The sequence below is a fragment of the Sporolactobacillus sp. Y61 genome (genome assembly GCF_040529185.1).
GTDB lineage: Bacteria > Bacillota > Bacilli > Bacillales > Sporolactobacillaceae > Sporolactobacillus.
The window spans coordinates 117,857-131,700 of the sequence record NZ_CP159510.1 but is presented as its reverse complement, the minus strand read 5'-3'; the positions used below and the strand labels follow the sequence as shown (position 1 = coordinate 131,700).

The 13,844-nt window shown below is 41.9% G+C and carries 17 protein-coding genes; 16 read left to right on the top strand and 1 reads right to left on the bottom strand.

From position 1 onward, the window contains the following. Positions 1-160: 160 nt before the first annotated feature. The 16 genes from ABNN70_RS00695 to ABNN70_RS00620 all read left to right on the top strand — a co-directional run bounded on the left by ABNN70_RS00695 (position 161) and on the right by ABNN70_RS00620 (position 13,476). Positions 161-1,393 (top strand): IS256 family transposase, encoded by a 1,233-nt coding sequence (locus ABNN70_RS00695; protein WP_353948413.1) that lies wholly within the window; start codon positions 161-163, stop codon positions 1,391-1,393. Positions 1,394-1,600: 207 nt separating this feature from the next. Further along, the gene (locus ABNN70_RS00690) at positions 1,601-1,903 is read left to right on the top strand and encodes an urease subunit gamma (protein ID WP_353948412.1); all 303 of its coding nucleotides are present in this window, start codon (positions 1,601-1,603) and stop codon (positions 1,901-1,903) included. Between the two features lie 18 nt (positions 1,904-1,921). Further along, entirely contained in the window at positions 1,922-2,242 is a 321-nt protein-coding gene (locus tag ABNN70_RS00685; RefSeq protein ID WP_353948411.1) for an urease subunit beta, read from the top strand. A 1-nt stretch (position 2,243) separates the two neighbouring features. Beyond that, positions 2,244-3,956, top strand: coding sequence for an urease subunit alpha (ureC, locus tag ABNN70_RS00680; RefSeq protein ID WP_353948410.1), 1,713 nt, complete (start codon positions 2,244-2,246; stop codon positions 3,954-3,956). A 240-nt stretch (positions 3,957-4,196) separates the two neighbouring features. After that, positions 4,197-4,652 carry an urease accessory protein UreE gene (gene ureE / locus ABNN70_RS00675; protein ID WP_353948409.1) on the top strand — a complete coding sequence of 152 codons (456 nt, stop codon included), beginning with the start codon at positions 4,197-4,199 and terminating at the stop codon, positions 4,650-4,652. After that, positions 4,573-5,334 (top strand): urease accessory protein UreF, encoded by a 762-nt coding sequence (locus tag ABNN70_RS00670; protein WP_353948408.1) that lies wholly within the window; start codon positions 4,573-4,575, stop codon positions 5,332-5,334. The genes ureE and ABNN70_RS00670 overlap by 80 nt, the downstream gene beginning before the upstream one ends. 20 nt (positions 5,335-5,354) lie before the next feature. Next, a complete protein-coding gene (ureG, locus tag ABNN70_RS00665) occupies positions 5,355-5,966 on the top strand; it encodes an urease accessory protein UreG (protein ID WP_353948407.1) in 612 nt (203 codons plus the stop codon). 48 nt (positions 5,967-6,014) lie between these two features. Continuing rightward, entirely contained in the window at positions 6,015-6,833 is an 819-nt protein-coding gene (locus tag ABNN70_RS00660) for an urease accessory protein UreD (protein ID WP_353948406.1), read from the top strand. A gap of 281 nt (positions 6,834-7,114) precedes the next feature. Beyond that, positions 7,115-7,858 (top strand): hypothetical protein, encoded by a 744-nt coding sequence (locus ABNN70_RS00655; protein WP_353948405.1) that lies wholly within the window; start codon positions 7,115-7,117, stop codon positions 7,856-7,858. Positions 7,859-7,873: 15 nt separating this feature from the next. Further along, positions 7,874-8,203, top strand: a complete 330-nt coding sequence (locus ABNN70_RS00650; protein WP_353948404.1) for a hypothetical protein — start codon at positions 7,874-7,876, stop codon at positions 8,201-8,203. 272 nt (positions 8,204-8,475) lie between these two features. Further along, a complete protein-coding gene (locus ABNN70_RS00645) occupies positions 8,476-9,042 on the top strand; it encodes a DUF4256 domain-containing protein (protein WP_353948403.1) in 567 nt (188 codons plus the stop codon). Positions 9,043-9,144: 102 nt separating this feature from the next. Next, complete coding sequence (locus ABNN70_RS00640) at positions 9,145-9,990, top strand: tetratricopeptide repeat protein (RefSeq protein WP_353948402.1); 846 nt, start codon at positions 9,145-9,147, stop codon at positions 9,988-9,990. Between the two features lie 322 nt (positions 9,991-10,312). Then, positions 10,313-11,275 (top strand): tRNA-dihydrouridine synthase, encoded by a 963-nt coding sequence (locus tag ABNN70_RS00635; RefSeq protein ID WP_353948401.1) that lies wholly within the window; start codon positions 10,313-10,315, stop codon positions 11,273-11,275. Between the two features lie 154 nt (positions 11,276-11,429). After that, the gene (locus ABNN70_RS00630; RefSeq protein WP_353948400.1) at positions 11,430-11,780 is read left to right on the top strand and encodes a DUF2200 domain-containing protein; all 351 of its coding nucleotides are present in this window, start codon (positions 11,430-11,432) and stop codon (positions 11,778-11,780) included. Positions 11,781-12,144: 364 nt separating this feature from the next. After that, complete coding sequence (locus ABNN70_RS00625) at positions 12,145-13,035, top strand: DUF1186 domain-containing protein (RefSeq protein WP_353948399.1); 891 nt, start codon at positions 12,145-12,147, stop codon at positions 13,033-13,035. A 150-nt stretch (positions 13,036-13,185) separates the two neighbouring features. Beyond that, positions 13,186-13,476, top strand: coding sequence for a calcium-binding protein (locus ABNN70_RS00620; protein WP_353948398.1), 291 nt, complete (start codon positions 13,186-13,188; stop codon positions 13,474-13,476). On the opposite strand, the gene ABNN70_RS00615 is transcribed toward ABNN70_RS00620, so the two are convergent. Beyond that, positions 13,409-13,813 (bottom strand): hypothetical protein, encoded by a 405-nt coding sequence (locus ABNN70_RS00615; protein ID WP_353949471.1) that lies wholly within the window; start codon positions 13,811-13,813, stop codon positions 13,409-13,411. The two genes, ABNN70_RS00620 and ABNN70_RS00615, sit on opposite strands and share 68 nt — an antisense overlap. Between the last annotated feature and the right edge of the window lie 31 nt (positions 13,814-13,844).

Sequence of the window (13,844 nt, the reverse complement as noted above, 5' to 3'; positions counted from 1 at the left end):
TCTGTTTTTCTGGAGGGGCTGGCCAGCCCCTCCAAAAAAACAGCGGGATTTCATTTCTCTCTCGTCTCTGTCATTTTTTTCATAGAAAATGAGCCGGAGCCCATCATCTCAGTTAGAATAGAGTTAACCAAAAACCAAATTCTAAAGGAGAGATTCAGGGATGGCTCAACTACATATTACTCTAGATGAACAACTTTTGCATCAATTATTTCTTGGCGATTCAAAAGAATCTGGCATGAATGCCCTTTTGGAGGCGATTTTAGATCAAGTACTTCAGGCGCAGGCCAGTGAGCAACTGAAAGCCGAAAAATATGAACGTAGTGAGGCCCGGACCGATTACCGAAACGGCTCCTATCCCCACCAACTAACGACCCGTGTGGGCAAGCTTTCGCTGAACGTTCCTCGACTACGCAACGGTCATTTTTCAACCGATCTCTTTAAACGCTATCAGCGCAGTGAACAAGCGCTCGTTTTGTCTTTGATGGAAATGGTGATCAATGGGGTTTCAACACGCCGTGTCAGTCACATCACTGAAGAGCTTTGCGGCACAGACTTCTCGAAGTCGACCGTATCGGATCTTTGCGGACATCTGGATCCACTGGTCCATGGCTGGAATGACCGCCCTCTGGAGGGCAGCTATCCGTTTCTGTTTGTTGATGCGATTTATACAAAGGTGCGTGAAAATGGCCGTGTTCGTTCTCGTGGTGTATTGATTAGTTATGGCGTCAACGAGAAAGGGTATCGCATGATTCTGGGTCTGAAAGTCGATGACAGCGAAAGCACGGAGGCGTGGAAGAACTATTTCGATTGGCTGAAGTCTCGTGGTCTGAAGGGCGTCGATGTGATTGTCAGTGATGATCATGGGGGTCTCGTCGGTGCCGTTCAAAAAGCGTTTCAGGGAGCCACATGGCAACGGTGCCAGGCTCACTTTCTGCGCAACGTAAACGATCGGTTCCCAGATGATTTACAGCGAGAAGGAGCTGAACAGGTAAAAGCGATTCTGCACGCCCCAGACATCGAAACCGCTCGTACGCTCCTTCAGTCTTTTCTGGATACTTATCAGGAGAAAGCGTCTAAAGTGACTGAAATGGTGGAGGAAGCTTTTGATGATGTCACTGCAGTCCTTTCACTTCCGGAGCCGTATCGTCGCCGCCTGCGGACGACAAACGGTATGGAGCGCCTCAATGAAGAATTTCGCCGTCGGGAGCAGGTCATTCGTATTTTTCCTAACCGCGAGTCAGTCATCCGCCTCATGGGTTCTGTTCTCATGGAGCAGGACGAAAAGTGGTCGAACGGCCGGCGCTACCTGAGAATGGATGACTATTTTGACTGGAAAGCGAAACAACCCAAAGTGGCTAATTCCAGTAAAGTGACAGCCATTTATCCAGGATAATCAACCCTATCCTGGCTGAGATAATTTACACATAAAAAAAGACTTGACCTAAGAGATCGTCATATAAGTAAACATGGTGCATCATGCGGCTATTTTTTGCCACTTATTAATGGAGATTGTATCAATCAGTAAGAAGAATGGCTAACTAGTTATGTTAGGTGTCATAAGTGTTTCTTGAAATTAAATTACTGAACAGGAGTGTAAAGTATGAGGTTACAGGAAAGAGAAAAGGAAAAACTGCTCATTGTTGTGGCAGCCGATTTAGCGAGAAGGAGAAAAAAACGGGGGCTTAAGCTCAACTATCCCGAAGCGATAGCATTAATCACCTATGAAATTTTGGAGGGTGCAAGGGACGGTATGAGCGTGGCTGAACTGATGTCTTATGGAATGCAAATTTTAGCAAGGGAAGATGTCATGGAGGGCATTCCGGAGATGATATCCGACGTTCAGGTTGAAGCAACTTTTCCGGACGGGACAAAATTAGTGACGGTTCACGATCCTATTCGATAAGGCGAGGAGAGATGCAGCGTGATTCCAGGAGAGTATATGTTACAAGAAGGAGAGATTAAATGTAACACAGGTCATCAAACGAAACGAATGAAAGTATTCAATCGAGGAGATCGTCCGATACAGGTAGGTTCTCATCATCACTTTTATGAGGTCAATGAAGCGCTAAAATTTGATCGAAATGCGGCATTTGGCTATCGATTGAATATTCCCGCTGGACTAGCTGTTCGTTTTGAACCGGGTGATGGTAAAACGATTGAATTAGTTGAGCTGGGCGGAGAGAAAAGAGTATATGGCTTGAACGATAAAACAAATGGGAAAACAGATGGAGGCTTGCAGTGATATGTCTCTTAAAATGACTCGAAAACAATATGCAGGTTTGTATGGCCCGACGGTTGGCGATGCCATTCGTTTAGCAGATACGGATTTGTTTATTGAGATTGAAAAGGATTATACACATTATGGAGATGAAATTGTTTTCGGTGGTGGGAAAGTGATCCGTGACGGTATGGGGCAGCATCCTCTTGTTGTCCGGAACGATCAGGTACCCGATTTAGTAATCACAAATGCAGTCGTTGTCGATTATACAGGCATCTACAAAGCGGATTTGGCTATTCGTGATGGTAATATTTTTAAGATTGGTAAGGCGGGCAATCCGCTGGTCATGGATGGTGTGGATATTATGATTGGTGCATCAACTGAAGTGATCTCCGGTGAAGGGAAGATCGTAACAGCCGGCGGGATTGATTCCCATGTCCATTTTATCAGCCCCCAGCTGGTAGAGACTGCATTGATGGCCGGTATCACAACGTTGCTTGGCGGCGGGACAGGACCGGCAGAAGGGACAAATGCCACGACGATTACGCCCGGTGAATGGAATCTTCATCGAATGATTGAGGCTTCTGAAGGATTGCCGGTTAATTTAGGTTACTTAGGAAAAGGACATGCGTCTGCAGACGAACCGTTAGCTGAACAGATCCGAGCAGGAGCTATTGGGCTTAAAGTACATGAGGATTGGGGTGCAACCTTTGCAGCTATAGATCATTCGTTAAATGTCGCTGATGAATATGATGTTCAAGTGGCTATTCATACGGATACACTTAATGAAGGCGGGTTCATGGAACACACAGTTGAAGCATTTAAAAATCGTGTTATCCATACTTATCATACGGAAGGCGCAGGCGGCGGCCATTCGCCGGATATTATCAAAATAGCAAGTTATTCCAATGTTTTGCCTTCATCAACCAACCCAACCTTGCCTTACACGGTCAATACGATTGATGAACATTTAGATATGCTAATGGTTTGCCATCATTTGAATCCAAGTGTGCCAGAAGATATTGCGTTTGCTGATTCTCGTATTCGGCCGGAAACGATTGCTGCAGAAGATGTGCTGCATGATATGGGTGTCATTAGTATGACCAGTTCGGATTCGCAAGCCATGGGACGAATCGGCGAAACGATCATTCGTACGTGGCAAACTGCGGATAAGATGAAAAAACAGCGGGGAAAATTAAGTGAGGACAAAGGGATCGGCGATAACACTCGAGTAAAACGCTTTGTTTCGAAATACACAATCAATCCGGCGATTACGCATGGCATCTCTAAATATGTCGGTTCAGTCGAAGTTGGGAAGATGGCTGATCTGGTGATCTGGGATCCTAAATTTTTTGGTGTGAAACCTGATAAGATTATCAAGGGCGGGATGATTTCTTATAGTATCATGGGTGATGCAAATGCATCTATTCCAACACCGCAGCCGGGTATCTATCGACCGATGTTTGGCTCTTTTGGTAAAGCACTGCCATCAACATGTGCAACGTTTGTCTCCCGATATGCCTATGACCATGATCTTAAGGGACAATTAGGGCTTCAAAGGCAGGTTTTGCCTGTTGAGGGTATTCGGAATTTGTCAAAGAAAGATATGAAATTTAACGATAAAACACCGGATATAAAGGTTGATCCCCAAACCTATGACGTTGCGGTTGATGGAGAACGGATCACATGCGAGCCCTTGGATCGATTGTCTATGGCGCAGAGGTATTTTCTTTTTTAGAGGGTGTTCAAAAAGTCCGGGACAAATTGCTGTCGAATCTCATCGCTATCTTGTTTATGCGCTCCTCACGTATTTCTGTTATTCGATCCGGCGCTCTAAGCTGCGCTTCCTTGACCTTCTCGGCTCTTTTTGTCTTCCTTTTTGAACGGACTTTTTTAGTGAAAATAAACGGAGAGATTCACTAGGGTATTTTTGATTGAGGAGGTGGGCGCGACGGTATTAACTTATCGTTGCTGGATGATGATTATTGAAAAAATAAAAGGCAATATTAATACAATTTTACCTGAGAAACAGAAAGCTTTTCATATTGAAAAGGTGTTTTTGGAAAGTAGTGATTTATTAAAACGTATTCAACGTGTAAAAACGGATCATGAACGTGAGATCGGAATCCGTCTTTCTGCACATACGGAATTACATACAGGCGATATTTTGTATCAGAAAGACAATCAATTAATCATTGTGGATGTCCTACCGGAAGAAGTGCTCGCTATACACCCAGGTTCTATACAGGAAATGGGGAAAATCGCTTATCAGTTAGGGAACAGGCATTTACCGGTACAGTTTGAGGGGAATGAGATGTTGGTTCAGTATGACTATCTCGTGGAAGACCTTCTTAATGAATTATCGATTCCTTATATTCGCCAGAAAAGGAAGGTTCATACCGCTTTTCGGCATATTGGGCATCATCATGAATAATGCTCAAGTTCTATCATTAATGCAATTAGTTGATTCCAATTTTCCGATTGGCAACTTCAGCCATTCCTATGGACTTGAAACGTACATTCAGGAGGAAAAAATCAAAGACAGGCAAACGATGAGTGAGTGGCTTTCGGTTTATTTTGGGGAATTGATGCTGAAATCAGATGGTCTGGGTTGTTTTCTCGCCTGCGAAGCATTGAAAACGCAAAATGATGCGTCCTTTTTGAAGGTGAGCGAGAGATTGGAAGCCATGGCATTAGCCCGGGAGGTGCGCGAGGCTAATCGCAAAATTGGTGTCCGTTTTTTGACTTTGGGCCGTAAACTGTTTCCTGATTCACTACTTGATCAATTTGAGGAGAAGATTCAAGCAGGACAAATGATGGCTCATCCCGCTCTTGTTTTTGCTATCATTGGATACTCTTTAGATCTAAATAAGTTTGAGACAACATTGGCATTTTTGTACAGTATAGCGTCCAGCTTGATTCAAAATGCCGTTAGGGGCATTCCACTCGGTCAGACAGAAGGACAGCTTTTGCTTCAGAATATGGGAAAGAGACTGGAAAACCTTGTGTTGAAAATGAAATCCTTGTCAATGGATGACCTGGGAGCCACTCCTCCTGGTTTGGAGATAGCTCAGATGCGACATGAACATCTGACAGTCAGAATTTTTATGAGTTAAATTGTGGGAGGGAAACTATTATGGAACCTGTAATTATCGGGGTCGGTGGTCCGGTAGGTGCTGGGAAAACAATGCTTGTCGATCAATTAACAAATCATTTAAAAGATCATTTCAGCATGGCTGTCGTAACAAATGACATTTATACTAAAGAAGATGCTGAGTTTTTAATAAAACGCGGTGTGCTGTCAAAAGACAGAATTGTCGGTGTGGAAACAGGCGGGTGCCCGCATACGGCGATTCGGGAAGATATCTCGATGAATGTGGAAGCCATTGAAACACTAAAAAAAGATCACCCGGATCTCGAATTGATTTTTGTTGAAAGCGGCGGAGATAATCTAGCTGCAACATTCAGCCCGGAACTCGCGGATTTTTCAATATATGTTATTGATGTGGCACAAGGTGAAAAAATCCCACGTAAGAGAGGGCAGGGGATGATAAAATCTGATCTGTTTATTATTAATAAAACAGATCTTGTGCCATATGTTCACGCTAATCTGGATGTCATGGCACGTGATACTAAAATTTTTCGAGGGAAGAAACCGTTTGTATTTACGAATTTACTGGATGGCACCGGACTTAATGAAATTATCGATTGGCTGAATCATAATGCAATGCTCTCGGGGATGAATTAAGTGAGGAAGTGCTATATATGGTTGACAATAAAGAGGGGTATAGCGGATATGAGCGAATGGACGGGTGAGTTAAGGCTGGAGATGAGCGGAAAACAAGGGAAAACAGTACCCTCATCTGTTTATTTCCGGGGAGCATTGAAAGTGATGCGCCCTTTATATTTGGATAATAGCGGTCAGGCTTGCTACATTGTCATTAACCCTGGGGGTGGTTATGTTGACCAAGATAAGTATAAAATGGATGTCGTTTTAAAAGACGGGTCTGAACTGCTTCTGACAACACAGGCCGCGACGAAAGTTTATAGAACGCCAACAAAAACCGTCTATCAAGAGAATTTTTTTGAGCTGCACGATGATAGTTTACTTGAATATAAACCGGAACCACTCATCGCTTATCGTGATGCTTCCTATTATCAAAAAAGTGTGATTCGTATGTCTACTAAAGCAATGCTTTTGTATGAGGATATGATTACCCCTGGATGGTCGGACAATGATCAATTGTTTCCATACCGGAATATTCGAATGAAAACCGAGATTTATGTTGATGGGAAATTAGTGGTTCTAGATCATTTGTCATTAATTCCTAAAATGCAGTATATGAAGAATACCGGTTTTCTCGAGGGCTACACCCATTTAGGTACATTATTCATGATCAATAAAAAAGTAGAAAATAAAACGGAAGAATTGATGGAAATCCTTGATCGTTATCATGAAACCTGCAGAATTGGTTTTTCTCGACTGAATACCCAGGGAGTTATCGTACGAGTTTTCGGAAATGAAACAAAGGATATCAAGACCGTTTTTCATGATTGTACAGTTTGGCTGAAAAAATTGTTGAATAGAGGCTCGATTGATTTAAGAAAGTACTAGTGGCGGTGATCTATAATTTTGGGAAAAATTGATAAGTTTTGGAGTGTGGTTCATGAATGGCAGAAAAGTTGTAACAGCAAGCATTAATTGTTGGCCATATAAATGATTTGGATGATGAGGAAAAAAGATATGTGCGAGAAGGCTTTGATAATAACGAAGAATTGACTATTTATGATTTCCAAACTACTTAGAGTGACATAATGAGAATGTATATTTGGGATAAATCATAGAACCAAAAAGGTATAATCATTATGCATTTGTTGAAAAGGGGACGGTGTAAAATGGTTGAGATTGATATCAACAGATTAATTGATTTTATCAAGCTATACTTTCCAGAGGATGCGACCGAAATCTCTGATGCATTGGATTTACTAAACCTTGCCTTAGACGGACTACTGAGTAGCACAAATACGACTATTGTAGAATTCCTTAAGAATAAAGATTATGACAAAGGTATGGAATTGCTGGAGTTTTCTAAATCAGTGTCAGAGATTCAGGACAAAATCAATGAATATTCAACTTCGATAAGTATAGATGCTGAAATTGATGAAGAAGAGCCTGAAGAAGAACCAGGCGAAATAGAGGAACGGAGATCCATACCAAACTATTCCAATTATTTAGTTGATTCTTCAATACCTCATACCCTTTATGAAGATTTTACCCATAAAAAAGTGGTTGCGTTTTCATTTAATAATAATCGGTATCCAGCAAAAGACTGGAAGGATGCATTGCTGCAAACATGTGATTTGTTAGCAGAGATAGATGCCACTAAATTCTCAGAGTTTATTAATGATCCTGTTATGAAGGGAAGAAAGATTTCTTATTTCAGCAAAAAACATCTCGATAGAAAAAATGCTAAAATGAAAAACATTGAGGTATATGTCTGGACTAATTTAAGTGCAAACAGTATAAGAAAGCTTATAAGAAAGCTGCTCAAGAAATTTAATATAAAATTGACTGACTATTACGTATATCTAAGAGCAGATTATACTCCATTACATGTACATAAAAATGAGGAAGTGTAAGATGAATATAATTCTATGCAATATGATAGCCTCAATAATGAGGAAAAAATCGGGGAATTAGTCCGCCAAACACTGAGGCAGCTATCAAATAGGCGCTTTACTGATAAAGAATTAACCTTGATGCTGTCAAAACAATGGTCAAAAGAAATACTGGGAATAGATTACCCACTTCTTAGAAAATATAAAGACGGTGAAGATATTTCTGTTCAAATTAGGGATGAAAAGTATGGCCATTATTGGAAAGAGATTTTTGAATTTAACGGAATGAAGATTTTGGCTACAAGCCAGTGGTATGAGCGACATAGAGAGTCTTTTACACGTTGGATAAAAAGATTGCAGGATTAAAAATCAGTAACATAGCCTATTGAATTGCCAACAATTGAAGATCAACAAAAGATGGAATGGAGAACTCTTTCCGTTGGGCGGAACTCTATAAAATTAACGTACCGAAGAAATATGGACAAGGAATGAAATGATCAAATCTTACAATTTTCTTTGATCATTTAACCACTAAAAGCAATAGTGAAATATCATTCTGTCCCCTCGAGCCATGTTGAGATAGTCGCACTGCTACAAAGGAATTTGTAACTAAACAATAGGAAATGAGGAGCTCTGGAGTGGATAATGAAAAAAGGAAGCTGTCATCAGAACACCGTGAGGAAATACTCGGTGTATTGAAAGCACGCTTTGAGAAAAACATGAATCGTCATAAAGGACTCGAATGGACTAAAATACAAGCAAAGCTGGAAATGAATACTGAAAAACTGTGGTCCCTCAATGAAATGGAAGTAACCGGGGGGGAACCGGATGTTGTTGGTCACGATATAAAGACGGACGAATACATTTTTTATGATTGTTCAGCGGAAAGTCCTAAAGGTCGAAGAAGTTTTTGTTACGACCGCGAGGCACTGGAATCAAGGAAAGCACACAAACCGGAAAACAACGCTTTGGACAGGGCTGCTGACATGGGTATTGAGCTATTAACGGAAGAACAATACCGGGAATTGCAGAGGCTTGGAAATTTCGATACTAAAACATCGAGCTGGGTGAAAACACCTTCTCATATCAGAAAACTCGGTGGAGCCATCTTTTGTGATCGTCGCTATGACACTGTTTTTGTGTATCACAATGGAGCAGGGAGTTACTATGCTGCCAGGGGGTTCCGAGGCTCGCTGAGGGTTTGAATTTTGGTTAGAACGGTTTTGATTGTGGTAGATGAACAAATTTAATATTTTGACAATGAAGGGTAAATTTGTCACAGAAATCGTGAGAGGGGAGAAGAAAGCATGGCTAAAATTGGAAGAAATCCCGTTAACAGGCTTATGACCTATGAAGAAGTGAACGCACTAAGTACCAATGAAATCATTCACAAGTTACAAAGATTTGGTATTCCATTTAAACAGAAAACATTTTTAGAAGATGTTGAAAAGTTCTACTCTGCCGAGGAGCTTTCGGAGAACTGGTTCGATCAATATATGATTACTATCAAAGGCCGAGATGAAGATTTCCCCTGGCTGGCGGCATGGGTTTTATGGGAAAGGTTGGCTCCACCTAAAAAACTATCCATGGAACAAATGAATGACTTGATTGACAGGGGTTATGAGTATCTGGATGAAAATAACGCAACATCTGCATGTGATATATGGTTGACAGTCTGGGAGGCAATAAAGGACAGGATCAACCCTGAATACCAAAACTTAGATTATTTGGACAAGCACTATAAAGGCAGTTTTTTTATTCGAAATTTTTGCCAGGATCTGGAAGATGAACTTCATAATGCGGGTGTGAATAAGCCTGTTTATTTTGAAAAAAGAATAAATTATTGTCGTGAGTTCTGTCACTATTTTCCCAAAGAAAGTGAGATAATTCATAATATGCGGCGTGCCATTGCGGAATCTTACGCTGAATTAGGCCAATATGAAAAGGCTGACTCCGAGTTTGAGAAGTTAGTGCAAGATTTTCCTGACAATCCCTGGGGCTATATCGGCTGGGGAGATTTGTACTTCTTTGGACAAAAGAAGGATGTTCATAAAGCACGAGAAGTATACGAAAAGGGCTTAACAATTGCCAGGGATCAAACGGCTATTGAAGCAATAAAAGAGAGACTGGATGAATTAAAGGAAGAACGATAAACATCATGTTTTTAACATGGATCGATTCCGTCAAGCGTTCTAACAAAATCCACAACCGGTGTGACCACTTTTTCATAGTCATTGCGGAAGTACACTGGCGACGTCATGCTTCACCCTGGCCTGGTCCTTCAAAAGCCGGACGGTTCATCCCGGGTTCTAAACTCGACTTCGACAGTTGCAGGCACAAATCCTTCAAGTGATCGATTTAGGGTATGTCATTTGATTTAGTGAGCTTGATCGTGCTATAAGTGTTAAGAAAGCAATTTTGGGGATGAAGTTTTTGATCTGGCATCCCATATAATGTGAGGATTTGAATGTAACGATGATCGATAATTTTTGGCGTGATTTACCACGACCTTTTTTTGCATTGGCACCAATGGAAGAAGTAACGGATGTTGTTTTTCGCCATGTCGTGCGTGCAGCCGCCAGACCCGATGTGTTTTTTACAGAGTTTACAAACACAGATAGTTATTGTCACCCGGAGGGGATCTATAGTGTGCGTGGGCGTCTGACTTTTACAGAGGATGAACAGCCTATTGTCGCCCAAATATGGGGGGACAAGCCTGAATACTTTCGGCAAATGAGTATTGGTCTGGCGAAGCAGGGGTTTCGTGGTGTTGATATCAATATGGGCTGTCCAGTGGCTAATGTGATAAAGAAAGGGAAGGGAAGCGGCTTGATCCTGCGTCCCGAAGTCGCAGCAGATGTCATACAGGCAACAAAAGCCGGGGGATTGCCCGTAAGTGTGAAGACAAGGCTGGGTTACACGAATGTAGATGAATGGCGCGGCTGGCTGACACACCTGTTGAGACAAGATATTGCGAATTTGTCCATTCATCTGCGTACAAAGAAGGAAATGAGCAAAGTAGATGCCCACTGGGAACTCATCCCGGAGATAAAGAAACTGCGTGATGAGGTGGCACCAGATACACTTTTGACAATCAATGGCGATATCCCTGACCGTCAAACCGGTCTGCAACTCGCGGATCAGTATGGTGTGGATGGGATAATGATCGGGCGTGGCGTTTTTAAAAATCCATTTGCTTTTGAAAAAGTACCGAAAGACCATAGCAGTATGGAACTGCTTGATCTCTTAAGGCTGCATCTGGATCTCCGTGATCACTATTCGGAAAAATTAGAGCTGCGTCCGTTTAAGGCTCTTCATCGTTTTTTTAAGATTTATGTCCATGGTTTTCGAGGGGCAAGTGAACTAAGAAATCAACTGATGAACACAGAGACAACCGATGAAGTGCGTGCATTGCTTGATCACTTTGTCCGGCAATAAGACAAGGGCGATCCGGAGTGGCAAAGTAACCGAAAACCTGCCGCGCCGGAAGACAGAGAAAATCTCGTGGCAGATGCCGACGTTCGGGCAGGGTGGGGACCTCATCGATATCACGCGGTGAGGGTAAACATGAAGCGAAAAGGGATGATACTTTATGAAAAATGAGCGCGTGTACAAAATGGCATTTTCGAGAGTTTATCCGCTCTACATTCAAAAGGCTGAGCGAAAAGGGCGCAGCAAATCTGAGGTGGATGCTGTGATTTGCTGGCTGACAGGGTATGACGATGCAGGCCTTGCGGAACAAATTGACAAGAACACTGATTTTGAAACGTTCTTCGCCAATGCTCCGCAGATCAATCCGAACGCCGTCAAAATTACAGGCGTGATTTGCGGGCATCGCGTCGAGAAGATTGAAGAACCGCTTATGCAGAAAATTCGTTGGCTTGACAAACTGGTGGACGAATTGGCGAAAGGCAAGACAATGGAGAAGATTTTGCGGAGATGAGGGTGAAATTTCACCACTGCTGCCGGAGATGACAGGACTTAATCTTTTACTATGCTGACTTGTTCCCGCCAATGGATATAAGATATAGAAATACTGTGGATTTGGTCCCACACACGAAAAAGGCCTTAAAAATCATGTTGGACATATTCTCCCAAATGGAAAAACGGAAAAAAGAGACCTGACATCAATCCGATGCCAGTCGTTCCATGCCGAATGGTGTGTGTCGCAAAAAAATAACAGAGAGATGAGGGCCCAGGAAACGGTAATAGATTTTCGGACTACCATTTTTATCTCTATTTTTTCATCAGACTTTGTTAAAAAATGTATTGGCGGCCCCATACATATGTGAAAGGATCATGAGCAAATGAAACAGATAATCGAGTCCATCAAGTATTATAATGGAACATTTCCGAAAGATCAGTTGCAGCAAATCATTGAAAGAAAAGACGAGGCCATTCCGTTTCTTATTGAGATCGTCGAAGAAGTTGTCAAACATCCTGATGAGTATGAAGAGAAGCGAATAGATCTTATTTATGCTTTATATCTGTTATCGCAATTCCGTGTCAAAGAACTATTTCCATTATTAGTGAAAATTCTGCACCTTCCGGATGATAAACTTGATTTGATACTGGGAGACGTACTTACCGAAGGAACAAGTCGTATGCTTGCGTCCGTTTATAATGGAGACATTCAAATGCTTCAGCAACTGATCGAGAATAAAGAGTTAGATGAGTTTGCGCGCGGTCAAGGTCTCAGCGCACTGGTCATCCTTGCCCTGAATGGACAGATCGAGAGGGAAAGGATCGTCAAGTATCTTGAAAGTTTGCTCACGGAAAAACTATCTGATGAACATTACTATTTTAATGCCCATATTATCAACTGTTGCACGGACTTGTATCCGCAAGAAACCTATGATTCTATAAAACGTGTTTACGCGAAAGGCAGCGTAGATACGATGGTGATCGGTTTGAAGGATGTAGAACGCGTTTTACAGTCCACTAAAGAGGAAACGCTTAATCAATCCAGAAATAACCCATACTTTCAATTCATTGAGGATTCGATTGCTGAAATGGAATGGTGGGCATGTTTTGATAAGAACGGGGAGAAGGAACAACTTCTATGGGAAAAAGAATTAGCGAAGAGCACATATCATCTCGAATCAAGTCATCAGCCCGTTAAAGTTGACAAAATTGGACGGAATGATCCTTGTCCTTGCGGCAGTGGACTGAAGTATAAGAAATGCTGTGGGAAGTGAGGGGAAACCCCACTGTGAGGAGAAAAAATAGCAGATGGCCCATATCGCGGTGAAAGAAGGTCAATAGATGAAGGATGAATGGGAGAAGAGAGTAAGTGATATATTAAGAGACGTTCTTTCCGAAAAATCGGGTATGATAACGATCTTCCCATGGTTACAGGTGAAACGCTTGAAACATTTTTAAACTATTTGAAAGATCATCTTGTTTTTCCGTTCACGGCCAGTTACGAACGTGAAACGGGTTTTTTGTCTGCGAAGACGTACGAAGTCAGGGTTACAGGACTTGATGAAGAAATTGATGATTTTTACGGACTTATTTGCTCTGTTAAAATTGGAAGAAAGAGGCGTTATATTCCGATAGGAAATCTCAAAGTTAGTTTAGACACCCCAAATGATCATTTGATAGATGATTACAATACATGGTTTTGGAATTACAGATAGTGATACTGTCTTGAATGTCTTGTGTATGGCAAAATAAAAGTACAGAGTTATGCAGCCTAAAAGTACATAACCTTGCATTTTGATTAGATACAAAAAGGACTTTCCAGCCTTCTGGGAGCGGGCGGCGCCATTGATCCAGTTTTTGATTCACCCATTCTGTTCCCCTGGTTCGTGTTGTTTTAATGGCAGTGCTTGCTTTGCCTGCTGCTTCGCCTGTTTTTCCAGCTTTGGCTGTTTTGCTGATTTTATCAACGCTTTTTGTACCGAAAACAGAGACTGCCAGCGTGGTAAGGGCATAGGTGACCCATCTTGTGCGTGTGTAGGCATTGCCGTGCACCATCTCTTTATCAAACGACTGAACCAACGCG

Bases quoted from the DNA above. Each gene is read 5' to 3' on its own strand.
- ABNN70_RS00650 (WP_353948404.1), top strand. From the start codon at position 7,874: ATGCAATATGATAGCCTCAATAATGAGGAAAAAATCGGGGAATTAGTC.
- ureG (WP_353948407.1), top strand. From the start codon at position 5,355: ATGGAACCTGTAATTATCGGGGTCGGTGGTCCGGTAGGTGCTGGGAAA.
- ABNN70_RS00625 (WP_353948399.1), top strand. From the start codon at position 12,145: ATGAAACAGATAATCGAGTCCATCAAGTATTATAATGGAACATTTCCG.
- ureE (WP_353948409.1), top strand. From the start codon at position 4,197: ATGATTATTGAAAAAATAAAAGGCAATATTAATACAATTTTACCTGAG.
- ABNN70_RS00640 (WP_353948402.1), top strand. From the start codon at position 9,145: ATGGCTAAAATTGGAAGAAATCCCGTTAACAGGCTTATGACCTATGAA.
- ABNN70_RS00635 (WP_353948401.1), top strand. From the start codon at position 10,313: ATGATCGATAATTTTTGGCGTGATTTACCACGACCTTTTTTTGCATTG.
- ABNN70_RS00660 (WP_353948406.1), top strand. From the start codon at position 6,015: ATGAGCGAATGGACGGGTGAGTTAAGGCTGGAGATGAGCGGAAAACAA.
- ABNN70_RS00690 (WP_353948412.1), top strand. From the start codon at position 1,601: ATGAGGTTACAGGAAAGAGAAAAGGAAAAACTGCTCATTGTTGTGGCA.
- ABNN70_RS00630 (WP_353948400.1), top strand. From the start codon at position 11,430: ATGAAAAATGAGCGCGTGTACAAAATGGCATTTTCGAGAGTTTATCCG.
- ABNN70_RS00670 (WP_353948408.1), top strand. From the start codon at position 4,573: ATGAATTATCGATTCCTTATATTCGCCAGAAAAGGAAGGTTCATACCG.
- ABNN70_RS00695 (WP_353948413.1), top strand. From the start codon at position 161: ATGGCTCAACTACATATTACTCTAGATGAACAACTTTTGCATCAATTA.
- ABNN70_RS00655 (WP_353948405.1), top strand. From the start codon at position 7,115: ATGGTTGAGATTGATATCAACAGATTAATTGATTTTATCAAGCTATAC.
- ureC (WP_353948410.1), top strand. From the start codon at position 2,244: ATGTCTCTTAAAATGACTCGAAAACAATATGCAGGTTTGTATGGCCCG.
- ABNN70_RS00620 (WP_353948398.1), top strand. From the start codon at position 13,186: ATGGTTACAGGTGAAACGCTTGAAACATTTTTAAACTATTTGAAAGAT.